This is a genomic window from Nitratidesulfovibrio termitidis HI1, from assembly GCF_000504305.1.
GTDB lineage: Bacteria > Desulfobacterota > Desulfovibrionia > Desulfovibrionales > Desulfovibrionaceae > Cupidesulfovibrio > Cupidesulfovibrio termitidis.
Window position 1 is genome coordinate 677643 of sequence record NZ_KI632512.1, and the last position, 24241, is coordinate 701883.

19 protein-coding genes and 1 pseudogene are annotated in these 24241 nt (G+C 67.0%); 13 read left to right on the forward strand and 7 right to left on the reverse strand.

From position 1 onward, the window contains the following. Positions 1–7 precede the first annotated feature (7 nt). From secD to DESTE_RS03030, 7 genes are all read right to left on the reverse strand, one after another. Positions 8–1606, reverse strand: a complete 1599-nt coding sequence (secD, locus tag DESTE_RS03000; RefSeq protein WP_035064849.1) for a protein translocase subunit SecD — start codon at positions 1604–1606, stop codon at positions 8–10. Positions 1607–1731: 125 nt separating this feature from the next. Beyond that, positions 1732–2118 carry a preprotein translocase subunit YajC gene (gene yajC / locus DESTE_RS03005; protein WP_035064853.1) on the reverse strand — a complete coding sequence of 129 codons (387 nt, stop codon included), beginning with the start codon at positions 2116–2118 and terminating at the stop codon, positions 1732–1734. A 222-nt stretch (positions 2119–2340) separates the two neighbouring features. Continuing rightward, positions 2341–4182 (reverse strand): cation:proton antiporter, encoded by a 1842-nt coding sequence (locus tag DESTE_RS03010; RefSeq protein WP_035064857.1) that lies wholly within the window; start codon positions 4180–4182, stop codon positions 2341–2343. Positions 4183–4392: 210 nt separating this feature from the next. Next, entirely contained in the window at positions 4393–5250 is an 858-nt protein-coding gene (locus DESTE_RS03015) for a GltB/FmdC/FwdC-like GXGXG domain-containing protein (protein ID WP_245590709.1), read from the reverse strand. Then, positions 5247–6356 (reverse strand): class II glutamine amidotransferase, encoded by a 1110-nt coding sequence (locus tag DESTE_RS03020; RefSeq protein ID WP_035064860.1) that lies wholly within the window; start codon positions 6354–6356, stop codon positions 5247–5249. Before DESTE_RS03020 ends, DESTE_RS03015 begins: the two co-directional genes overlap by 4 nt. 355 nt (positions 6357–6711) lie before the next feature. Further along, positions 6712–8235: a glutamate synthase-related protein gene (locus DESTE_RS03025; RefSeq protein ID WP_035064862.1), complete on the reverse strand. Its 1524-nt coding sequence runs from the start codon at positions 8233–8235 to the stop codon at positions 6712–6714. Between the two features lie 363 nt (positions 8236–8598). After that, positions 8599–9345 (reverse strand): alpha/beta hydrolase, encoded by a 747-nt coding sequence (locus DESTE_RS03030; protein WP_035064865.1) that lies wholly within the window; start codon positions 9343–9345, stop codon positions 8599–8601. A gap of 173 nt (positions 9346–9518) precedes the next feature. On the opposite strand from DESTE_RS03030, the gene DESTE_RS03035 reads away from it, so the two are divergent. The 13 genes and pseudogenes from DESTE_RS03035 to DESTE_RS03095 all read left to right on the forward strand — a co-directional run. Further along, the gene (locus DESTE_RS03035; RefSeq protein ID WP_035064868.1) at positions 9519–10841 is read left to right on the forward strand and encodes an amidohydrolase family protein; all 1323 of its coding nucleotides are present in this window, start codon (positions 9519–9521) and stop codon (positions 10839–10841) included. Between the two features lie 161 nt (positions 10842–11002). Next, a complete protein-coding gene (locus DESTE_RS03040) occupies positions 11003–11278 on the forward strand; it encodes a PxxKW family cysteine-rich protein (protein ID WP_035064871.1) in 276 nt (91 codons plus the stop codon). A 174-nt stretch (positions 11279–11452) separates the two neighbouring features. Continuing rightward, the gene (locus tag DESTE_RS03045) at positions 11453–12682 is read left to right on the forward strand and encodes a M20 family metallo-hydrolase (RefSeq protein WP_035064874.1); all 1230 of its coding nucleotides are present in this window, start codon (positions 11453–11455) and stop codon (positions 12680–12682) included. A 67-nt stretch (positions 12683–12749) separates the two neighbouring features. Further along, entirely contained in the window at positions 12750–14651 is a 1902-nt protein-coding gene (gene mnmG / locus DESTE_RS03050; RefSeq protein ID WP_156925408.1) for a tRNA uridine-5-carboxymethylaminomethyl(34) synthesis enzyme MnmG, read from the forward strand. A 313-nt stretch (positions 14652–14964) separates the two neighbouring features. Beyond that, positions 14965–16359: a hypothetical protein gene (locus DESTE_RS03055; protein WP_035064881.1), complete on the forward strand. Its 1395-nt coding sequence runs from the start codon at positions 14965–14967 to the stop codon at positions 16357–16359. 252 nt (positions 16360–16611) lie between these two features. After that, on the forward strand, positions 16612–17433 hold the full coding sequence (locus tag DESTE_RS03060) for a hemolysin family protein (RefSeq protein WP_035064885.1): 822 nt from the start codon (positions 16612–16614) through the stop codon (positions 17431–17433). Between the two features lie 244 nt (positions 17434–17677). Beyond that, positions 17678–19243: an apolipoprotein N-acyltransferase gene (lnt, locus tag DESTE_RS03065; RefSeq protein ID WP_035064887.1), complete on the forward strand. Its 1566-nt coding sequence runs from the start codon at positions 17678–17680 to the stop codon at positions 19241–19243. Positions 19244–19288: 45 nt separating this feature from the next. Then, positions 19289–20420 (forward strand): peptide chain release factor 2 gene (gene prfB / locus DESTE_RS03070; RefSeq protein ID WP_156925246.1). Its coding sequence is split into 2 segments (ribosomal slippage): positions 19289–19363 and positions 19365–20420, totalling 1131 coding nucleotides; the frame shifts between segments, so codons are not numbered across the junction. A 7-nt stretch (positions 20421–20427) separates the two neighbouring features. After that, positions 20428–21381: a GGDEF domain-containing protein gene (locus tag DESTE_RS03075; protein WP_245590710.1), complete on the forward strand. Its 954-nt coding sequence runs from the start codon at positions 20428–20430 to the stop codon at positions 21379–21381. Between the two features lie 90 nt (positions 21382–21471). After that, entirely contained in the window at positions 21472–22290 is an 819-nt protein-coding gene (locus DESTE_RS03080) for a MinD/ParA family protein (RefSeq protein ID WP_035064890.1), read from the forward strand. 80 nt (positions 22291–22370) lie between these two features. Beyond that, complete coding sequence (locus tag DESTE_RS18525) at positions 22371–22814, forward strand: HU family DNA-binding protein (protein WP_281172041.1); 444 nt, start codon at positions 22371–22373, stop codon at positions 22812–22814. A gap of 240 nt (positions 22815–23054) precedes the next feature. Beyond that, entirely contained in the window at positions 23055–23435 is a 381-nt protein-coding gene (locus DESTE_RS03090) for a hypothetical protein (RefSeq protein ID WP_156925248.1), read from the forward strand. Between the two features lie 12 nt (positions 23436–23447). Further along, a pseudogene (locus DESTE_RS03095) lies at positions 23448–24194 on the forward strand (UshA-like (seleno)protein family 2); the annotation flags it as partial. Positions 24195–24241: the final 47 nt, after the last annotated feature.

A 24241-nucleotide genomic window follows, 5' to 3' on the forward strand; every position in this document is an offset into this window, starting at 1 on the left:
TCCTCCGCTATATGCTGAGGCGTTTGTCGCCCGAACGGCCCATCCAGGCCTGGAAGACCACCCGAGAGACGAAGATGGCCGTGAACATGGACGCGATGATGCCGAGCGACAGCGTGACGGCAAAGCCGCGCACGGGCCCCGTGCCGAACTGGTACAGGATGGCCGCCGCGATGATGGTGGTCAGGTTCGAGTCGGTGATGGCCAGGGTGGCCCGGTCGAAGCCTTCGTGAATGGCGGAAAGGGCGGTGTGCCCCTTGCGCATTTCTTCGCGGATGCGTTCGTAGATCAGCACGTTGGCGTCCACGGCCATGCCCAGGGTCAGCACGATGCCCGCAAGGCCCGGCAGGGTCAGGGTGGCCCCGAAGGCCGCCATGCCCGCAAGGATGAGCAGCACGGTGAAGCTCAGCATGACGTCGGCGATAAGGCCGGACACGCCGTAGTACACCACCATGAACACCATCACCACCACGCCGCCGACCGCGGCCGCCAGAATGCCCTTGTCGATGGATTCCTGACCCAGCGAAGGACCGACGGTGCGTTCTTCAAGCACGGTCACCGGAGCGGGCAGCGAACCCGCGCGCAGCACGATGGCAAGGTCCTGCGCTTCCGCCGTGGAGAACTTGCCGGTGATGCTGGCGCGACCGCCGCCGATCTTTTCCTGGATCACCGGCGCGGAGTAGACCTTGCCGTCCAGCACGATGGCCAGGCGCTTGCGCACGTTTTCCTGGGTGATGCGTTCGAACATGGCCGCGCCGCGGCTGTTGAAGGTCAGCATCACGTAGGCCTGGTTGAAATTGTCGAAGCCGGGCCGCGCGTCGGCCACGTATTCGCCGGTCAGCACCGCTTCCTTGTCCACCACGATGGGCGTTTCGGACTGGCTGCCGTTGGCGCCGCGCCGGATCATGGTGCGCACCTCGGTGCCGGGCGGCAGAATGCCGCGCGCGGCCTTTTCCGCGTCCACGTCGTCTCGCACGATGTGGAATTCCAGGTGGGCCGTCTGGCCAATGATCTGGATGGCGCGCTGCGGATCGCTCAGGCCGGGCAGCTGGATCTGGATGCGATTGTCCTGCTGCTTGCGGATGTCCGGCTCGGCCACGCCGAACTGGTCGATGCGGTTGCGGATGGTCTTGACCGCCTGCTCCAGCGCCATATCGCTGATGGTCTTGCGATATTCAGGCTTCATGGTGGCCACGTAGCGCAGCTGCCCGTCATCGGTGGTCTGCGGCGCGGCAACGCTGAGCTGCGGGAACTGCTTGGCCAGCAGTTCGCCCAGCACCTCGCGCTGTTCGGCCTTGGCCAGCACGAATTCGATGCGGTCGCCGGGCATCACGCGCGGGCGCAGCACGAAAACTTCCTTGTCGCGCGCCGAGGTGCGGATGTCCTGGCCCATCTGGGTCAGCGAATTTTCCACGGCCTTCTCCACCTCCACGCCGAGCGTCAGGTGGATGCCGCCCATGAGGTCGAGCCCGAGGCTTATGGTGCTGTCGGGCAGAAACCTGCCCAGCGGCGAAGACTTGATGCCCGGCAGGCTCGGCAGCACATAGGCCGCGCCGAACAGCAGCACGGCCAGCACCACGGCGAGTCTCCAGCGGAAACCCTCTTTCATTGCGACTCCTGGAGTTGCGGTATGTCACGCGGGTGCGGCGCGCGGCCGCGGTCACGGCAAAAAGGCAAGCAGGCGCCAGCCGGTACGACGGCGCGCGTGCTTGCCCCATGCCGAGGGAAACGGGACTACTTCTGCCCGTCCTTCCCGTCTTCCTTCTTGTCCGCGCCCTTGGCGGCCTTCTTTTCTTCCTTCTTCGCCCTGGGGTCGATGACCGCGCTGACGAAGGAACGGCCCACGCGGACCTTGGTTTCGCCAAGGTCGAGCACCAGCACGTCGTCCTGCACTTCGAACACGCGGGCGTAGATGCCCCCGGCGGTCACCACGTTGTCGCCCTTCTTGATGGACTCCAGCATGGCCTTGTGTTCCTTGGCCTTCTTCTGCTGGGGACGAATCAGGAGAAAGTAGAAAATGGCGAACATCAAAATCAGGGGCACGAAAGACGCGATGGGGTTGGCACCGCCGCCTGCCGACTGACCCGCGCCCATGGCATGCGCCACGTTGGTCCAGAACATGAGGCCTCCTTGAAGGTTACGCCCCCACGTGGAGGGCGTTATGGTCGCAAAACGTGACTTACCTACCTGCCGTGGCCTTTTTTTTCAACGCTTTTCTGTCCGCCGGACCTCCTGCCCCCGTGGCGCGAAGGCCAGGAAGACACGCGGCGGCGGGCGTGTCCGCCGCCCGGACAGTGGCAGACTCCGCAAGCGGCGCCGGCCTCTCTGGCAACAGGGCAATGTTCAGCAGAAGTCGCGGCGGATGCGCCTGCGCTCTGTCTCCACCTGTTCGTCGGTGGCGCCCAGTTCGCGCAGCAGGAAGGTGGACAGCGCCAGGGCCACCGCCCCTTCGCCGGAAAAGACCACCTCCGCCCCGCCCGCGCGCAGGGCCTCTGCCTCGCGCAGGTAGGTGGTGTGGATGAGGATGCGTACGTCGGGATTGACCCCGCGCGCCACCTCGATGATTTCACGCGCGGGGGCCGTCGCCGTGGAAATGATCAGCGCCTCTGCGTCTTCCAGCCCCGCATGACGCAGTATTTCGGCCTGGGTGGCATCGCCGTGCACGGCATGCAGGGGGCGCAGGGGGTGCCCTGCGCTGCTGCCGGAGTTGTCTGAAGCATCACCGCCGGCAGCGTCACCCGCCCTGCCGTCGTCGGCCTCATCCTGCGCGTTCAGATGCGCCGCCTCGAGCTCGGCCTGCTCGTGCAGTTCGCGCACCGTGTCGATGTTCATTTCCACCACCACCACGTCCATGTCGTTGTCGCGCAGGATGCGGGCAATGGCCCGTCCCACCGGGCCGTAGCCGATCAGCACCACGCGGTGGGCATCGTCGTCGGGCACCGGCACGGGGCCATCCCCCGCAGCCGGACGCGCCACGCCGATGCCCCGGCGTGCCAGCGACTTCATCAGAGGATCGATCCCCTTGTACAACAGAGGATTGATGGTGATGGACACCACCGCAGCCACCACCATGGCGTTGCCCGCCTCTGGCGGCAACACGCCCAGCGCCGTGCCCAGCGACGCGAGAATGAACGAGAATTCGCCGATCTGGGCCAGCGCCACGGCCACGGATACGGCCTTGCGCAGGGGGTGCCCCAGCACCAGCACCACCAGCAGGGCAGCCAGCGGTTTGCCCAGCAGCACGATGCCGAGGGTGACCAGCATCAGCGGCCAGCCGGTGGCCAGCGAGGCAGGGTCGAACAGCATGCCCACGGACACGAAGAACAGCACCGCAAAGGCGTCGCGCATGGGCAGCGCCTCTGCCGCCGCGCGGGCGCTGAAGTCGGACTGGCCGACAACCATCCCGGCAAGAAACGCCCCCAGCGCCATGGATGCGCCGAAGAATTCCGCCGCGCCCACGGCAATGCCCAGCGCCAGCACCAGCACGGCCAGGGTGAACAGGTCGCGCGTGCCCGTACGGGCCACGTAGCCCAGCAGCAACGGAATCAGTCGCTGCCCTGCCACCAGGGTGAATACCACCAGGGCGCCCAGTTTCAGGGTGGTGGCGCCCAGGGTGGTCCACACCGAAACGGACGCACCCACTGCACCGCCAGACGCCGTGGCGGGCGGAAACAGCGCGGGCAGCAGCACCAGCACAAGGATGGTGAACAGGTCCTCCACCACCAGCCAGCCGATGGCCACGTGCCCCACGGGGGTGTGCATGGCCCGGTTGTCGGCCAGCACGCGGGTAAGCACCACGGTGCTGGCCACCGAAATGGCCATGCCGAACACGGCACCCGCCGTCCACGACCAGCCGAAGAAATGCGTGGCCAGCATGCCCAGCACGGTGGCGGCGGCAATCTGCACGATGGCCCCCGGCACGGCCACGGAACGCACGGCCATCAGATCCTTGAGATGAAAATGCAGCCCCACCCCGAACATCAGCAGGATCACGCCCAATTCGGCAAACTGGGTGGCCGTGTCCGCATCGGCCACGAAACCGGGCGAATACGGCCCCACCACCATGCCCGCCAGCAGATAGCCCACGATGGGCGACAGGCGCAGCTTCTGGGTGATGAAACCAAGGGCCAGCGCGGCGGTAAGCCCGCCCGCCAGGGTCAGGATGAGGTCGATGTTGTGAGGCATGCAAGGCTCCGGTCGGGGTGAAGGCGCGGCGCACGGGGCAACGCCGAAAATGCGGGACTGCGGACCAATGAGTGATTATGCGCACTCCGGCCATGCCACGCAACCCTCGGCATGCCCGAAACGACGGACCACTACGCAAAAGGCCCCGGGCATTCACGCGCCGGGGCCTTCATGCGTCAAGCGATTCTGGCGTGTTGCGGTAGCAAACAGCTAGTTCGTTCCCACGTACATGTTGCCGTACGGGCGGTGCGAGAAGGGGCGTATCTTCACGAACGGCTCGGACAGAATGGCGTCGGCCAGTACCGTGGCATCGGCGGGTTCCGTGCCCCCGTCCGTGTCCCCGTTCCCGAATTCGCTCGCGAATTCCGCTGCAAAGTCGGCAACATGCCTCCGCAGGAACTCCAGATCCGCCTCGTCCACCGGCTCCATGGCAAGGCCCGGCCCAAGCTGGTATTCCGGCACCCGTCCGCGCAGGTAGATGACCCCGCCGTGCATGCCGGTGCCCAGATTGCGCCCGGTAATGGGCGCATCGGCCATGCCGGAATGCATGCCCAGCAGGATGATGGCCCCGCCCGCCATGTATTCGCCCAGAAAGTCGCCTGCCTTGCCGCCCACCACGATGACCGGCACGCGGTCCATGTAGGCCTTCATGTGAATGCCCACGCGGTAGCCCACGTCGCCGCGCACAAGGATGCGCCCGTCGCGCATGGCGTAGCCCAGCACGTCGCCCGCCATGCCGTGAATGACGATGCGCCCGCCGTCCATGGTGTTGCCCACGCCGTCCTGCGCGTTGCCGTGCACGTGGATGGTGGGGCCGCGCATGAACGCGCCCAGATCCTGGCCCGGCACGCCGCGCACGGTGAAGCGCACGTCGCCCTCCACGGCGGTGGCGATGTAGCGCTGCCCGCGCACCTGCACCACCTCTATGTCGGTAACGCCGTGCTCCAGCGCGGCGCGAATCTGCTCGTTAAGCTGGCGGTAGTAGACGCCGGTGGCGTCGATGAGGCACCGCTCGCCCTCGCGCTGCACGCAGAAGCCCTTTTCGTCGCACATCACGTCCCCGCTCATGCTGCACCCCCCTGCGGCAGGTAGTCGATGATCACGGGCTGGCCCGCCTTGGGCGCCCAGACCCGGTCAAGGTCGCGGCAGACCTCGCGGATGGAGCTTTCCTCGCTGGACATGAACACCCGGTCGCCCTTTTCGGCTACTACCAACGGACGCAGCTTGACCCGGTCGTTGAGGCCCATCATGCCGTTGGAGTCCGTCACCAGAATGGCGAAAGGACCGTTGAGCAGGGCCGAACCGTAGACCATGCGCAGGGCCTTGAAGGCCTCGCGCTCCGCCTCGGGCATGCGGTCCACCTCGTCCCAGAACGGCGGCGCGAACACCCAGCTGGCTTCGCGCTTGGTCAGGCCGTGCTTGCGGATCAGCATGTCGATCAGATAGGCCACCACCTCGGTGTCGGTCATCAGGGTGCACTCGTAGCCGTGCTGGCACAGGTAGCGCTTGTTGATGCCGTAGGACGAGATTTCGCCGTTGTGCACGATGGCCCAGTCCAGCAGGGTGAACGGGTGCGCCCCGCCCCACCAGCCGGGCGTGTTGGTGGGAAAGCGGTTGTGCCCGGTCCACATGTGGGCGTGGTATTCATCCAGCCGGAAGAAGTCGGCGATATCCTCGGGAAAGCCCACCCCCTTGAAGGCCCCCATGTCCTTGCCGCTGGAGAACACGAACACGCCGGGCACCTTGGTGTTGATGTGCATCACCGTGCCCACCATGTAGTCGGCCTCGTCCCCGGTGGCCCAGGCGGGCCGGTTGGACTTGGGCGTGACGAAGAAACGCCAGACCACGGGCGGGTTCTTCACGCTGGCCACCTTGCGGGTGGGGATGGGCTCGGAATGGCGGATGTCGTGGAACTGCTTGATGACGCCTTCCGCCCGCTCCAGCGCATCGCGGTCGTCGCACATCAGGTGAAAGGCGTACCAGTCCGCCCGGTCCGGATAGATGCCGTAGGCCGCAAAGCCGCCGCCCAGACCGTTGCCCCGGTCGTGCATGGTGCACATGGCCGCAATGGGCTCCGACCCCGGTATGAGCCGCCGCGCCCGGTCGATGATGCCGAACACGCCGCAGCCGGAAATGTCCTTATCGAAATGCCAGAAATCGCGTGGAGCCTGCATGGCCTTTCTCCGTGGTGGCCGGCCCGGCGGGGATGCCCCAACCATGACCGGTGCGTGCATATTCCGTAGTGTCGGCAGGTTACACCGACTTCAAGTTCTTCTTTAACTCTTCATCACGCCATACCCCGCACAACCCCGGCGGGGCGCAGCGTGGGGCAGCGTCAGCGCTCTGTCTTTACCCGCCCGGGCCACCGAAACCTGTGCGCAGTTGCGGTCAGGAAAGGGCCAGAGCGTGCGGCAAGGGCAAGGAAAACCGTTTTTTTTGCGGAGGGAGTGTACTTTTGCTGTACTCGACCGGAGCAAAAAAACGGTTTGACGCCGCCATTGCCCACGAAATGGTCGTTTCCGACCGCAACTACAGCCCAGCGTGCTTGATGCCCAGGACATTGAGCTCCACCTCGTTCAGCCCCACGCCCCGCAACTTGTCGCGGTTGCCGCGCAGACTTTCGATGGAGTTCAGCCCCATGCCGCCCAGCATTTCCTGAATCTCGTGGCCCCAGGCCCGGACCAGGTTGGCCATGCGCTGCGCGGCCACATCTGGATTCTGGCGCTTCTTGAGCTGCGCGGCGTTGGTGGCGATGCCCCACGGGCACTTGCCGGTGTAGCAGCGGCCGCACAGGGTGCAGCCCACGGCCACCAGCGCGGCGGTGCCGATGTACACGGCGTCGGCCCCAAGGGCGATGGCTTTCACCACGTCGGCGCTGCACCGCACGCCCCCGGCCACCACCAGCGAGGCATGGTTGCGGATGCCCTCGTCGCGCAGGCGGTTGTCCACCGAGGCCAAGGCCAGTTCGATGGGAATGCCCACGTTGTCGCGGATCATGGTGGGGGCCGCGCCCGTGCCGCCCCGGAAGCCGTCGATGACCACGATGTCCGCCCCGGCACGCACGATGCCGGACGCAATGGCCGGGGCGTTGTGCACGGCAGCGATCTTCACGGCCACGGGCACCCGGTAGCGGGTGGATTCCTTGATGGCGTAGATGAGCTGGAGCAGGTCTTCGATGGAATAGATGTCGTGGTGCGGCGCGGGCGAGATGGCGTCGGAGCCTTGCGGCACCATGCGGGTGCGCGAGACTTCCTCGTCAATCTTCTCGCCGGGCAGGTGCCCGCCAATGCCCGGCTTGGCCCCCTGCCCCACCTTGATTTCCACGGCGGCCCCGGCGTTCAGGTAGTCCTTGTGCACGCCGAACCGGCCGGAAGCCACCTGCACGATGGTGTTGGCCCCGTACTGGTACAGGTCCGGGTGCAGGCCGCCTTCGCCGGTGTTGTAGCAGATGCCGAGTTCGGTGGCCGCGCGGGCCATGGCCACGTGCAGATTGAAGTTGATGGCTCCGAACGACATGGCCGCGAACATGATGGGGTATTCCAGCTGCAGTTGCGGCGGCAGGGGCTGCTTCAGGCGCGGGCCTTCGGGGGTGTGAATGAAATCCACGGCGTCAGGCTTGGCCCCCAGAAAGGTGCGCAGTTCCATGGGCTCGCGCAGCGGATCGATGGAGGGGTTGGTCACCTGGCTGGCGTCCAGCAGCATGTTGTCCCAGTAGATGGGCTTGGGCTGCGGGTTGCCCATGCCGGACAGCAGCACCCCGCCGGTGTCGGCCTGCTTGAAGATGTGCTTGATGTAGGTGGACGTCCACAGCGAGTTGTCGCGGAAGTCCGACGGTTTCTTGCGGATGGTCAGGCAACTGGTGGGGCACATGGCCGCGCAGCGGTGGCAGCCCACGCAGCGGGCGCTGTCGTGCACCACGAACTGGCGCGCCTCGTCCCAGAAGTGGGCCTCGTACGAACACTGGCGCACGCAGACTTCACAGTTGATGCACCGGGCGCGTTCGCGCTCGATGACGAAGTCGTTGAAATGCTGGCTGATGGGCTTCACATGCACGCTGGTAACCTCGGCTTGGCGAACCTGTGGAAATACTGCCGACGACGGCGAACCGGCTCGCCCTCTGCATAGCATGTTTCCGCGCCCGTGTCCGGTGTGGCCTGCGAAAACGGAACACATCGGGTACGGCAAGGAGGCGGATCATGCGGCAAAGGGCCGGGGATGCGGCAGCGCAATCCCCCCGGAGCGTACGGCATGGTCAAGATTTAACGATTCCGTGCAAAATCGTCAATCCCGCCATCCAGACAAGTCAGGATTGACCAGCCGCACAGCTGAAACAGTGCAATTGTTGCAGAATATTAGATTGTGAAATTATGTTTTTTGGAAAAAATGGCAAAAAACGACAAAAATAACATTTTTGTTCTAAGAAAAAAGGCCCTGCACGAAATCCCGCACCGCCCCGCTCACCCTGTCGCGACATTCCGTATGCGTGGTGATGACGTGGTGCCCGGCGCGCCTGTCCGCGATGTCGAACAGCTTCAGGGTCACGTCAGGCGAGGCCACGTGGGCGGCAATGTGCAGGGCGTTGGAGTAGTGCACGGTGGCGTCGCCGCGCGCCTGCATCACCAACAGTGGCGCCGTCACCCGACCAAGCCCCCTGCGCACACCGGCTGCCCCCACGATAAGGCTGTGCAGTTGCGGCAAGGCCGTGGCTTCTTCATAGCCGCGCCAAGGGGCAACGACGCGCGCAACCTCGCTGCGCGGGGCGGATGGCCACACCGGGCGCACATGACGCAGCAGCCCCACCAGCGGCAGCCGCCAGTCCTTCATGCGCCACGGTATGATGCGGTACACGTACATGGGGGCTGCCAGCGCCACCACGCCCAGGGGGCGGAACACCTGGGCCAGGTGCAGGGCGATGGCGCCGCCCATGGAAAGACCGATGGGCACCACCGCATCCACCTCGCGCTCCAGCGCGCGGTACTCGTCTTCCGCGTGGGCCACCCAATCCGCGAACACGGTGCGCCGAAAGTCCTCGAACGAGGTGTCGTGCCCCGGCAGGCGGATGTTGCGCACCACGCAGCCGATCTCGGCCAATGGGTCGACCAGCGGCTCCATTTCAAAGGGCGCACCGGTAAATCCGTGCACCAGCAAGCATCCCACGCGCATCCGTTTCTCCCCGGCGCTCCCTGCGCCCTTGCACGTTGCCACACGGGTGCCGCACGCTTGCGACACTTCATGCCCTATATTAATGAAAACCGATTCGTTGCCGGGCCGGCAGATACCGGATCATCCGCCCCCCCCCCCACGCCACGCCTGCGACGCATAGCCAAGGAGTCATCATGACCCGCCCCTGCGACATCCTCATACAGGCCGCCTGCATCGTTACACAAGACGCCATGCGCACCGTCATCGAAGACGGCGCGCTGGCCGTGGCCGACGGCACGGTACTGGCTGTCGGCCCGCGTGATGCCGTGGCAGCCGCGCACACTCCGGCGCGGGTTCTGGATCTTGGCAACACACTGGTCATGCCCGGACTGGTCAACGCGCATACCCACGCGGCCATGACCTTTCTGCGCGGCGTGGCCGACGACCTGCCGCTGATGGACTGGCTGACGCAGCATATCTTTCCCGTCGAAAAGCACCTCACGCCCGATATCGTGGAAGCCGGGGCACTGCTGGGCTGCGCCGAAATGCTGCGCACAGGCACCACCGCCTTCAACGACATGTACCTGATCCAGGACGCCACCTACCGCGCCGTGGACAGGGCGGGCCTGCGCTGCCTGGGCGGCGAGGGCATCTTCGGCTTTCCATCCCCTGCCTACCCCGACGCCGACGCGGGCCTGGCCCTGGTGCGCCAGCTGCACGAAACCTGGCGGCACAACCCGCGCATCCGCCAGTGCGTCACCCCGCATGCGGTGTACACCACCTCGCCGGAACTGCTGCAACGCTGCCAGGCCCTGGCCGAGGAACTGGACCTGCCCCTGCACATCCACCTGGCGGAAACCACCACGGAAACCGCCCAGTGCCAGCAGATGTTCGGCCAGCGGCCCGTGCCGTACTGCCATGGCCTTGGCCTGCTGACCCCGCGCGCCACCGTGGCCCACGCCGTGGACCTGACGGACGATGAAATCGACCTGCTGGCATCCACCGGCACGGCGGTGGCCCACAACCCGGAAAGCAACATGAAGCTGGCCTCCGGCGCGGCCCCGGTGCCGCAAATGCTGGCGCGCGGCATTGCCGTGGGCATCGGCACCGACGGCGCGGCCAGCAACAACAGCCTGAACATGTTCACGGAAATGACCAGCTGCGCCATGTTGCACAAGCTGCGCTGCATGGACCCCACCTGCGCCCCGGCCCAGACCGTGCTGGACATGGCCACCGTGGGGGGCGCGGCGGCCCTGCACTGGCCCGGCCTTGGCCAGCTTGCCCCCGGCTGCCCGGCGGACCTGACCGCGCTGGACCTTTCCGCCCCCAACCTGCAACCCATGTACAACCCGGCTTCGCACCTGGTGTACGCCGCCACCGGGCACGAAGTGCGCCTGACCATTGTTGCGGGCGAGGTGCTGTACCAGGATGGCCGGTTCACCCGCTTCGACTACCCCGCCCTGGTGGCCCAGATGCGCGACGTGCGCCGCTGGGTGCTGGACAAGCTGGGCAGGTAGCCTGCCTTTTCGGGCGCGGGAAGGTTTACTTCTGCCGTATGCATGATTGATTTTGGTTTACTTGTGGCCGCCTTTTTTATTGACAACCGGGCCAAACTGTATAATTGGAACCTGCTTTCTGAAAGAACAAACGCGCTTCGCGCGCGACGGAGGATTTCGAGATGAGCGCAACGAGCAACGTCCTTGCTGGTGCCACCAAGACGGCCGACGGCGTGGTGATGAACGGCATCACCCTCCAGCCCATCGTCGAACAGTGCGAAGGCTGTGAACGCATTCGCCTTTTCGAAGAAGAAAAGTTCTGCGGCAGCTACCCCATGCCCGAACGCAAGTGGGCGGGCGGCAAGTGCAACTTCGCCACGCACATCAAGACGCAGGCCGCTGCCGCCGCCAAGGTCAACCCCCTCAAGGCGTCCAAGCGCGCTGCCAAGGGCCGTTAGCCTCCATACCGACTGCACGGGAAAGGGCGCGGGCAACCTCGCCCTTTCTTTTTTTCTCCGCCGCGCGCCAGCCAAGGCCATGCCCGGCGGGGTTCCCTTCTGACTCCTGACTCGGCGGCCGGGCCGCTCCATGCGGTTGCGGGCGCCACGCGCCACGCGCACGGGGTTTGCCGCATGCCGCACCGCATCATTTCCGCCCTTGACGCCCGCCGCGACGCCGTCATCGAACTGCAACGCGAACTGACCAGCCGCCCGGCCCTGGGTCCGGAAAGCGGCGGCGAAGGCGAGCGCGCAAAGGCCGACTGGCTGCTTGACCACCTGCGCGCCATCGGCGTGACCGACATCGAGCAGATCAACGCCCCCGACTCCCGCGTGCCCTGCGGACATCGCCCCAACATCATCGCCCGCGTGCCCGGCGCATCTCCCCGCACCGTCTGGGTGCTGGCCCACATGGACGTGGTGCCCCCCGGCGACCCCACCCTGTGGGACGGCGACCCGTGGACCCTGCGCGTGGACGGCGACGTACTGTACGGACGCGGCGTGGAGGACAACCAGCAGGCCATCGTCTCCGGCCTTCTGGTGGCGCGCGAACTGCTGGAGCAGGGCGTCACCCCGCCCCTGTCGCTGGGCCTGGCCTTCGTGGCCGACGAAGAAACCGGCAACGCGCGCGGCATGGCCCACGTGGCTGCCGTGCGGCCCGACCTGTTCCGGCCCGACGACCTCATCGTGGTGCCCGACTTCGGCGACAGCGACGGCACCATGATAGAGGTGGCGGAAAAGAGCATGCTCTGGCTGCGCGTTGCCGTTACCGGCAGGCAGTGTCACGCCTCCACCCCCGATGAAGGGGTGAACTCCCTTTCCGCAGCCGCCGCGCTCATCCTGCGCATCCGCCATCTGAACGAACGCTTCCCCGACGCGGATCCGCTGTTCAATCCGGCCACCTCCACCTTCGTGCCCACCAAGAAAGAAGCCAACGTGCCCAACGTGAACACCGTGCCCGGATCGGACGTGTTCTACGTGGATTGCCGCGTGCTGCCCCGCTACGATCTGGACGAGGTCGTGACCGCGATGCGCGGGCTGGCCGACGAGGTGGAGCGGGAGCATGGCGTGACCATCGCCATCTCGCAGGTGCTGCGCGAACAGGCCGCCCCGCCCACCAGCCCGGACGCGGAAGTGGTCACCCGGCTGCGCGCGGCCATCAGGGACGTGTACGGCGTCACCGCCCGTCCGGCTGGCATCGGCGGGGGCACCGTGGCCGCCATCGTGCGGCGCATGGGCCTTTCCGCCGCCGTATGGTCCAAGCTGGTGCCCAACGCCCACGTGCCCAACGAGGCCACGCGCGTGTCGTGCAACATCGGCGACGCCAAGGTCATCGCCACCATGCTGTTCGAGGGCGGCAAGTAGCCGGATGTCCGGCACCGCCCAACCCATCGCACCCCACACCACGGTATCGCACATGTCCGCACCTCTCATGCCGCGCAAGGCCCCGTTTCCCGCCCTTTTCGACTGCATCGTGGTCGGTGCCGGGCATGCCGGGTGCGAGGCGGCCATGGCCAGCGCGCGGCTGGGGCATCCCACCCTGCTGCTGACCAGCAACGCCGACCGCATCGGCCACCTGTCGTGCAACCCGGCCATAGGCGGGCTTGCCAAGGGGCACATGGTCAAGGAAATCGACGCGCTGGGCGGCATGATGGGCCTGTGGGCCGACGAGGCGGGCATCCAGTTCCGCACCCTGAACGTCAGCAAGGGCCCCGCCGTGCGGGCCACCCGCGCCCAGATCGACCGCGACGCCTACCTGCACGCGGTGCGGCGCGACGTGTTCGCGCAGGACAACCTGTGGGTCTGGCAGGACACGGCGGAAGCAATACTGGCCGAACAGGGCCGCGCAGCAGGGGTGCGCACCGGCCTTGGGCAGGAATTTCGCGCCCGCACGGTGCTGCTGACCACCGGCACCTTCCTGTGCGGGCTGATCCACGTGGGGCTCACCAACTTTCCCGGCGGCAGGCTGGGCGATGCCCCGGCTGTCGGGCTTTCCGCCTCGCTGCGCGCCCACGGGCTGGAACTGGGCAGGTTGAAGACAGGCACCACCCCGCGCCTGCTGCGGGCCAGCATCGACTTTGCGGTCATGGAAGAGCAGCCCGGCGACGAACCGCCGCGCCCGTTCAGTTTTCGCGGCCCCGGCGTGCGCCTGCCGCAGGTGCCCTGCCACATGACCTGGACCAACGAGCGCACCCACGCGGCCATCCGCGCGGGCTTCGACCGTTCGCCCATGTTCACCGGCGTCATCACCGGCACCGGGGCGCGCTACTGCCCGTCCATCGAGGACAAGGTGGCCCGCTTCCCCGACCGCGAACGGCACCAGATTTTCGTCGAGCCGGAAGGCCTGTCCAGCCCGGAATGCTACCCCAACGGCATTCCCACCAGCCTGCCGCTGGACGTGCAGAAAGCCATGATCGCCACCGTTCCGGGGCTGGAAAACGCCCAGATCGTGCGCCCCGGCTACGCCATCGAATACGACTACGCCGACCCCATCCAGTTGCACCCCACGCTGGAAACCAAGACGCTGCCGGGCCTGTACCTGGCCGGGCAGATCAACGGCACGTCCGGCTATGAAGAAGCGGCGGCGCAGGGCCTGTGGGCCGCGCTGAACGCCTCGTGCGCGCTGCGCGGGCTGCCGCCGTTCCTGCCGGGGCGCGATGCCGCTTACATGGCCGTGCTGGTGGACGACCTGGTCACCAAGGGCACGCGCGAGCCGTACCGCATGTTCACCTCTCGCGCGGAGCATCGCCTGCTGCTGCGCGAGAACAACGCCGACGCCCGGCTGACCCCCATGGGCCGCGACCTGGGCCTTGTGGACGACGACCACTGGGCCGTGTTCCGCGCCCGCCACGACGCGCTGGCCGAACTCATGACGCAACTGGAGCAGCGCCGGGTAACCCCAGACGCGGCCACCCGCGCCGTCTTCACCGACCTGGGCGAGGCCGTGCCCACCCGCGCGGTGTCGCTGGCCGAGTTGCTGCGCCGCCCCACCATGTCGCTGGAGCGGCTGCGCGCCTTCTGGCCCGAAGCCACGGACCACGCGCCGGAAGTGCGTGAAGAGGCGGAAACCATCATCCGCTACTCCGGCTATCTGGCCCGGCAGGAAGAACTGGTGGAGCGCGCCGCCCGGCAGGAATCCCAGCCCCTGCCAGAAGGCCTGGACTACGCGGCGGTGGCGGGGCTTACCCGCGAGATCGTGGAAAAGCTGACTCGCGTCCAGCCGCGCACCATGGGGCAGGCCGCACGCATTTCCGGGGTGACCCCGGCGGCGCTGACCTGCATCGAAATCCATCTGCGCAAGCTGGAACGCAGCCAGGCCGGTCCAACTGCATAAACTGTCCGGCTGCATAAAATGTCCGGCTGCATAAACTGTCCGGCAGCATGACTGTCTGACCGGACAAGGCGGTTCCGCCACTTCCGCCACCTTCGCAAGTCCGGGCACCCCGGCCAGACCGGCAGACTCCGTCAGCCCCGCCCCTACGAGGGCCTTCCCGCGCCCACGCGCCTCCACGTCATCCTCCAGGCTCTAACGCCCACCCTGTTGCGGCAGAGGTCGTTTGGCGCTACCGTTCAAAGAGCGTCCGTCCGGCTTCGCACCCAGCCTGCCGCGCGTCCTTCGGCGTACCTCAACAGTCCGGGGCACCATCATGAGCAGCGCCGCACCGTTCCCGTGGGACTTCTGCCTCTCCGGCCTCGTCGCCTTTGCCCGCCATGGCGCGGACAGTCTTTCCCTTCTCCTGCCTCCCGGGGCCGCCAGCTTTCTGGCCGATATTTCGCGCCACTTCGGCGACTACCAGGCAGATTTCACGCTGGTGCGCGAATTCGTGCTCATCGTGGCCGCCGTGGCAGCCCTGCTGGCCGTCATATTGCTGGTGGGCGGGCTGCGCCAGCGCCGCGAGCGTTACACTCCCGAAGGCTGGGTCAACGACCCGCAGGTGATCCGCGAACTGTTCGACGCCGCCATCCTGCAACGGGGCCGCTTCGAAATGCAGTTCCACGGCCCCACGGGGCGTCGCTCCACGTACTGCACCGCCGTTTCCATCGGGCGATCCGCGCTGACTCTGGAATGCTCGCTGCTGCGCACCGTGCCGGAATCATGGAAGGGACGCGAGGTGGACTGCTACTTCCGCACGCAGCAAAAGCGCATGCAGGTGTACTATCAGTTCACCTCGGTGATCACCGGCGCGCACCGCGCCCCTTCCGCCGACCGCACTGCCCCGCGCGGTCCGCACGCCACCGCCGACGCGGTATGGCTGGTGGACCTGGCCCTGCCGGAAAAGCTGGAACGGCGACAGAAGCGCGCCTTCCTGCGGCTGGACGTGCCGCGCCATCTGGTGCTGGGCCTGGCCGCATGGCCCATGGGCGCCGACACCCCGCCCCCCGCCGATGGCCGCCGCCTGGGCACGCCGCTGCTCGCCCTTCCCGACGCCACCAGCCTGAACAGCTTCACCGCGCACGGCACGCCGTGCCCGATCGATGCGCCACCTGCCTCCCCCGCCCCTGATGCCAGCCGTGTCCCCGATCGTGCCACTGCTTCCGGAGAACCTGCGCCATCCGCCTCCGGTGGCGGCAACGACACGCCGCCAATCCCGGCCTGCTCAGAATCGCCCCCCCTCGACGACATCGTTGCCCCGCTCTTTCCGGACGTCAGCCGAGCCCTGCCCGTGGCCCTGCTGAATCTTTCCGGCGGCGGGCTGCGCCTGCTGCTGCCACGCGCCACGGCCCGTTCCGCCGCTTCAAGGGGCATGAACATGGACATCGGCGGCCGCCTGACCGCCCTGCTGGAACTGTACGATCCCCAGCACGACCGCAGCCTGGGCTTCTGGCTGCAATGCCGCATCCAGAACCGCTTCGTGGCCTTCGAGACACGCGACGTGGAACTGGGCGTCCAGGTGCTGGCCTGGGGAGAACCCCACGACAACGCCCCATACCTGGTCGGCTGGAAACCCCTGTCCGACGAGGGCGAGGTGGAACCGCTGGGCAACTGGGTGATTCGCCGCCACCTTGAGCTTTACAGGGAAAGCGGGAGCGATGTAGTGTGAGCGCGAACCGCAAGCGCCCGTACCCGCTGGATACCCCGGCCTGACTCGCGCATGCCCTGCCCGGCCCGGTCCCCGATCTGTCCGTATCCGCCCAAGCCGGTCCGGAGCAGTTCGAACCAGTCTGCCACAGGGGCACGCAGGCATGCAGGCCCCGGCCAGCCGGGTACACCCGCGCGACGGCACCCCCGCCAGCCGCCGGTGGCGACTACCGCCCCGCCCCACGGCGACGTCACGACAACACAGGAGCCCCCCTTGGACGGAGAATCGGGCAGTCCCATCTGGTCGCGCATCACGCGGCTGTTCCAGAACCGCACCGGCGACTCGGTGGAACAAGCCATCATCGAAGCCCGCGAAGACGGCGAACTGGACGCCGAAGAAGGCTCGATGCTGCTGAACATCCTGAGCCTTGACGACACGCAGGTTCAGGACATCATGACCCCCCGCACGGACATCGACTGCGTCGAGGTGGACAACTCCCTCGGAGAGGTCATCGAGCGCATCGTCGCCTCCGGGCATTCCCGCATCCCCATCTACCGCGACAACCGCGACAACATCGTGGGCGTGGTCTACGCCAAGGATCTCTTGCGCTGCTTCGTCGACCCCACCGGGTGCGCAACCCCGGTGGCCGAACTGATGCGCGAACCGTACTTCGTGCCGGAGACCAAGAACGTCTACGAACTGCTCCAGGAGTTCCGCAGCCGCAAGAACCACATGGCCATCGTGCTCGACGAGTACGGCGGCACCTCCGGCCTTGTGACCATCGAGGACGTGCTGGAACTCATCGTGGGCGACATCGAGGACGAGCACGACGCCCCGCGCGACGAGGACATCGTGGTCCTGGACGGCGAGAACTACCAGCTTTCCGGGCGCGCCCTGCTGGAAGACCTGGAAGAACTGGGCATCAGCCTGGATTCGGACGAGGTGGACACCATCGGCGGCTACCTCAGCATGCTGGCGGGCCACGTGCCCCAGGCGGGTGAAACGTTCGACCTGGTCGGACGCCGCTTCGAGGTTGCCGAGGCCGACGCCAAGCAGATCCGCACCGTGCGCGTGGGGCCGCTGGACGCAGCCTGACCGCCGCCGGGCTGGGAGCCTGATACGCTGCAGGATGCCTGTCCTGCAGACTACAGGTCCAGCCAGCCACATGGCCGCCCGGCAAGCTGTCCGGCCAGTTGACCGCCGGGCGGCAGAACCTCGCGGCAGGACCTCGCGGCAGGATCGGGCATGCCGCCTTACCATGCGCCCGCCCGGCAAGCGCAACGCATCCGTAACCGCGCCGCGCTTGACTTTTCCGCCACCGGGGGTTTCACCTCCTTGCATGCGCAACACACTCTGCATCCTTCTCGGCGCCGTCGGGTTGTGGCTCGGCTTTCCCAACCCGCTGATCCAACTGCCGCTGCTCGCACTCGCCTACCCCCTCGCCCTCCTGCTGCTGGGCCTTGGCGCTTCGGGCCGCTGGTCCGCCTTTCGTCTGGGCTGGCTTACCGGCATCGTCGGCGCTTCGGCCTGCCTGTACTGGCTGGCCCTGCCCGTGCACGAATACGGCCAGTTGCCCTGGGTGCTGGCCGTGCCCTGCGCCGTGGCCATCGGCGCTTACGTGGGTCTGTACGGCGGGCTGTTCTGCCTGCTGGTTAACCTGACGCGCGACCGGCTGGGGCCGTTCCGGCGCGGGCTGTTCCTGGGCTGCGCCTGGCTGCTGCTGGAAGTGCTGCGCGGCGTGTTCCTGACCGGGTTCCCCTGGCTTACCCTGTCCGCCGCCTTCGTCCCATGGCCCGTGGCCATCCAGGGCGTTGCGCTGGTGGGCGCTTACGGCCTGTCCGGCCTGCTGGTGGCCGTGGTGTGCTGGGCCACGGGGGCCATCGCCCCGGAATGCGGCCCCCGCTGCCCCGGCCTGCGACGGTCCGTTTCCCCGGCGTCCCTGGCCCAGACCCTGGCCTGCGCGCTGGGGGCCTCGCTGGTGGCCTTCGGTCTGGTGGGGCATGGCGCCTATATCCTGTCGCGCGGCCTGCCCAGGGATGGCGAATCGTTCCGGGTGGCGCTGGTGCAGGGCAACATCGACCAGGACCAGAAGTGGGAACCCGCCTTCCAGCGGTCCACGGTGGACCGCTATCTTGCCCTGAGCAAGGACGCCGCCACCGCCGGGCACCCGGACCTGATCGTATGGCCCGAAACGGCCATGCCCTTCTACTTTCAGGAGCACAAGGAATTCGGCCCGGCCATCCGCGCCTTTGCCGCCGCCAGCCGCACCCCGGTGCTGGTGGGCACGCCGGGCTACGTCAACGCGCCGGTGAAGCGGGGCTTTTTGCTGTACAACCGGGCCATGCTGGTGGACGAAAACGGCGGCGACGCCGGACACTACGACAAGGAACACCTTGTCCCCTTCGGCGAATACGCCCCCCCCGGCCTGGACATGCCCTTTCTGGAAACCCTGATGCAGGGCGTGGGCGACTTCACTCCTGGCGCCTCCGTGGCGCCGTTGCGCCTTGGCAATCTTGCGCTGGGCATACTCATTTGCTATGAAACTATTTTTCCGGAACTGGCCCAGCAGCGCGTGGCCGACGGCGCCAGCGTGCTGGTGAACATCAGCAACGACGCGTGGTTCGGCACCACATCGGCCCCGGAACAGCACCTGCAACTGTCGGTACTGCGGGCCGTGGAACAGGGCCGCTACGTGCTGCGCGGCACCAATACCGGCATTTCCGCCATCATCGACCCGCACGGGCGCATCGCAGAGCGCGGCGGCCTGTTCCGGGCAGAGGTGATTGGCGGCATGGCCACGGCACGCACGGAGACCACCGTGTTCCACCGGGTGCAGCACCTGGTGTGGCCCGTGGCCCTGGCGCTTGCCGCCCTGGCGCTGGTGTGGCCCAGACGCCGTTCATAGAACACTCCCCACGCACAACCCCGCAAAGACAGACATACCATCCATATGCTTCAGCTTGCCGAATTGCGCGCGCGCAGCGCCGCCCTCATCGACCAGTACGCCTCCCTCTGGGGGCGTCTTTGACCTTGCGGGCAACCGCAACCGCCTCGACGAGATCGAGCGCCAGCTTTCCAGCCCCGACGCCTGGAACAACCCCGAAAAACTCACCCCGGTCCTGCAGGAAAAAAGCCAGCTCGAAGGCGAGATAACGCGCCTGGAGCGGCTGGAAACCTGCCGCCGCGACGTCACCGAATGGCTGACCCTGGCCGAGGAAGAAGAAGCGGCGGGCGAACCGGGGCAAGAAGCCCTGGAATCGCTGGCCGAACAGGTGACGGTGCTGGAAAACCTGCTGCAGGAGACGGAGATGAACATGCTCCTCTCCGGCAAGGAAGACCGCATGCCCGCCATCGTGGAAATCCACCCCGGCGCTGGCGGCACCGAAGCCCAGGACTGGGCCGAAATGCTGGTGCGCATGTACCTGCGCTGGGCCGACACCCACGACATGAAGGCCGAATACCTGGACTACCTGGCGGGTGACGAGGCAGGCGTGAAAAGCGTCACCCTGCGCATGTCCGGGGCCAATGCCTACGGTCTGCTGAAGGGCGAAAAGGGGATTCACCGGCTCATCCGCATTTCGCCGTTCGATTCGTCCGGCCGTCGGCACACCTCGTTCGCCTCGGTGGACGTGATCCCCGACGTGGGCCAGGAAATCACCGTGGACATGAAGGAAACGGACCTGCGCATCGATATCTTCCGTTCCAGCGGCCCCGGCGGCCAGAGCGTGAACACCACCAGTTCCGCCGTGCGCATCACCCACCTGCCCACGGGCATTTCCGCCCAGTGCCAGAACGAAAAGTCGCAGCACAGCAACCGCGACACGGCCATGCAGATCCTGCGCGCCCGGCTGTACGAACTGGAACTGCGCAAGCTGGAAGAAGAAAAAAAGGCCCAGTACGCGGGCAAGGACGCCATCGGTTTCGGCAGCCAGATCCGCACCTACACGCTGCAACCGTACCGCCTTGTGAAGGACCACCGCACCAATACGGAAATTGGCGACGTCGAGGCCGTGCTGGACGGCCGCATCGATCAGCTCCTGCGGGACTATCTGCTGTACCTCCATGGCCAGAAAACCAATTGACGCTGCCATGACCGGCTGGACCGGCGGGACCGACGTGACCGGTGTGACCGGCGGGACCGACCACCCCGAACCGGTCGTCCCTTCCGCAGAAGCGGGAACCCCGGGCGATTCCGCCCAACTGCTGGGCGAACTCGACGCCCTGCGCCGCGCGCTGGCCGAAGAAGCCGCGCGAGCCGCTTCCGCCAATCCGGATCAGCCGGTCGACGCCCCCGCCGACGGCCCCCTGCTGGCCGTGGCCCGACTGTTTCCGGGCATGACCCGGCACCGCTGGCTGACCCTGGCCGAAGAACACGGCCTGCGCGAATGGTTCGCCATTGACCTGGACAAGAGCACCAACTTCAACCTGCGCGAACTGCAAAAGGCCGTGGAAGAACTGGCCCACCAGCGCGATCACGACCCCCTCACCGGCCTGATGAACCGCCGGGCCTTCCTGCGCCAGGTAGAACTGGAACTGCAGCGGGTACACCGGGGCGGCACCGAGATATGCCTTGCCATGCTGGACCTGGACGACTTCAAGCGGGTCAACGACACATGGGGGCACGCCTGCGGTGATCTGGTGCTGCGCCGCCTGGCCGACCTGCTGCGCGACGCCACCCGCGCCTACGACGTGGCGGCCCGCATCGGCGGCGAGGAATTCGTGCTGCTGCTGCCGGGCGCATCGCCCATGCGTGCCCAGGCCCTGCTGGAGCGGCTGTTGCAGGACCTGCGCGACGAATCCTTCGAATGTCGTGGCGAAACCTTTCGGAGCAGCTTTTCGGCGGGCATCGCCGGGTGCAAGGGCGCCACGGTGTGCCAGGCGGAAGAACTGCTGGACCGGGCAGACAAGGCCCTGTACGAGGCCAAGGCCTCCGGCAAGGCCCGCGTGCGGGTGCACCGGCTGCCGGGCGTGCCCGACTACGACCGCTCGACCATGGTGCAGTCGGACGAGAAGCAGTTTCTTTTTTCAGGAAATGATGACTAGCCGGGGCTGATGCCCCGCGCCGCCAGGCCGCCACGGCCCCGGCGCCGATCATCTCCCCACGGCCCACCGGGCCTGATGCACGGACGAAACATGACGCAGAACACCACACTCAGCGTTTCCATACTCAGCGGCAAGGGGGGCGTGGGCAAGACCAACATCGCCCTCAACCTCGGCTATTGCCTGTACCGCGGCGGGCACCCCCTGCTGCTCATGGACTGCGACCTCGGGCTGGCCAACCTGGACGTCCTGCTGGGCATTGCCCCGGACAAGAACATGCAGGACCTTCTGGACAGCGACGCCGCACCGCGTGACGTCGCCGTGCCCATCGAGCAGGGCGGCTTCGATTTTCTGCCCGCCGCATCGGGCGTGCCCGAACTGGTGGAAATGGACGGCGACATGCGCGCCCTGCTGGTGCGCAAGCTGGAGCCGCTGTTCGCGCAGTACGACTTCCTGTTTCTGGACCTTGGCGCGGGGATCAATCCCACGGTGCTGGCCTTCGCGGCCATGACCCAGTTGCGCGTCGTCATCGTGACGCCGGAACCCACCTCGCTCACCGACAGCTATGCGCTGATGAAGGTGCTTTCCACCCAGCACGGGGTGCGCGACTTCTTCGTCATCGTCAACCAGGCGGAATCGCGCAAGGAAGAGACCCAGACCTTCGAGCGGCTGGCCGCCGCCTGCCGCAAGTTTCTGGACATCGAACCGCAATTTCTGGGCGGCGTGCGCCTGGACAAGGCCCTGCCGGACGCGGTGCGCAAGCAGAAGCCGCTGATGCGCGTTTCCCCGCAATCGCCTGCCGCGCAAGACCTTTTTTCCATCGCCGTCAAGCTGCAACGCATGCGTGCCGCCCTGCTGCCCGAACTGGCAGACAGGCACCCGCTGCGCGCACTTTCGGAAGAGGCATATTAACCCCTTGAAACCTTGACCATCTTCGGCCATAGTGCGTCCATCGTCTTTGGATTTGCCACGGAACCCCACCCTACCCCCCCATGGAAGGGTGGAAGGGCTGTTCCGGCAAGGCTTCAGCGCATCCGGCGGCAGGCTCCACGCCACGCACCGAAAGTTACAGGCCGCGTCGGCCACGTCGGCCACGTCGGCCACGTCATCCGGGGCGAAACGAGCCGCCCCCACCGCACCGCCGCATCACGGAGGATTCCATGAACAAGAGCGAACTCATCAAGACGCTGTCCGACGAGACGAACATCCCCATCGAGGAAGCCGCCATGGTCGTGAACACCTTCGTGGACAACATGAAGGAAGCGCTGGCCGATGGCGACCGCGTGGAAATTCGCGGTTTCGGCAGCTTCAAGGTCAAGGACTACGGCGGCTATTCCGGTCGCAACCCCAAGACCGGCGACATGGTCGTCGTCCAGCCCAAACGCCTGCCCTTCTTCCGCGCCGGGAAGGAACTGAAAGAATTCCTCAACGACTAGGCGATGCCCTCGCAGTCATCGCCTGACGGCACGGCGGCACGGGCTCTCCGTGCCGCCGCCCCGACGCTTCGCCCGCATCCGACCCCTCTTTTCCGTTTCACCCAGCCGCGCCCGCACGGGTTCGCGGCATGGTTGTGCCGTTGCCTGCTGCACGTGGCGCTGTGCGCCATGCTTGCCGCGTGTGCCGCGCCCGGACCGCACGGACAGTCTGGCCTATCTGGCACGGCCAGCGATGCTGCCGTGGCACCGGCACAGGATGCAACACCCGCCACACCGTCACGCGAAGTGGCCAGTGACGCGGCACCTGCCGCACCCGCCATGGCGCGCGACGGCCTGCCCTCTGGTCTGCCCTTTGCCTCTGCCGGGGAACCCCGCGTGCACATGCCCGCGCCAGCGGCTCCGTCAGCCGTCGAAACCGCTCCTGTTGCCGCTGCGCGCGGACTGGCGGATTTCGCCCTGGTGGGTACGCAGGGGCAGGATGGACGGAACGGACTGGACGGGGCGGACGCCACGGCGGCACAGGGCGATTTGGGAGGCTTCGGCGACGGGTCCGGCAGGCCGGTACTGCGCATCCTGTACAACGCCAGCACCAAGGGAACGCTGCACCCCTGCCCCTCCTGAGGGGGCGGCACCTCTGGTGGGCTTGCCCGGCGGGCAGGCATGTTCAAGCAGTGGCGCGGGCAGGACAACATTCCGACCCTGGTGTTGACCGGCCCCGACGAATTTGCACCCGACGCAGGCGAAGATGCGGCTGGCCGCCTGGCAGCCATGACGCGCAAGGCCTACGACCTGCTGCGCGTGGACGATGGCTACCTGTCCGCCGCTGCCGCCGCCTGGTTCCGCGACAATGCAGGCGGCATGCCTGCGGGTTTCCGGGAGATGGGCGGCGAACCCGCCCCCCGCCTGCATCAGGTGGCCGGGCGCACGGTTGCCGTGGTCTTTCTGCCCGCGTTGCCCAAGCCGTGGGAAGACCCCACCCCCGCCATGGCCGCGCAGGCGGTGCAGGCCGGGCTGGCCGCACGCGCACGGGCCGACCTGGTCATCGGCGTGGCCGGATGGGGAGGCCTTGGCGAGCGGCGCTACCTGGCGGAGCTTGGGCAGGCCTTCCACATCCTGCTTGGCGGTGGCATCGGCACCGGTTTCGACGGGGTCGTGGACGGCGCGGCACCTTCGCTGCTATGGTCCCGGCCAGACATGCAGGGCAGAAGCGTCAACGTGGTGGACGTACTGGCCTGGCCCCGACGCGTACAAGGTTTTTCGCAGCCCCGGCACTGGATCGTGGGCCTGGATATTTCCGTCCGGCAGGTTCCCCTGAAGGACGCCGTGGAGCCGGATCCTGCCGTCGAGGCGGTCGTCGGCACGGTTCCCGCCGCCAGGTAGGCAGCGCAACGCGCGCCCGCCCCGGCCCCGGCCAACACAAGGAGCAC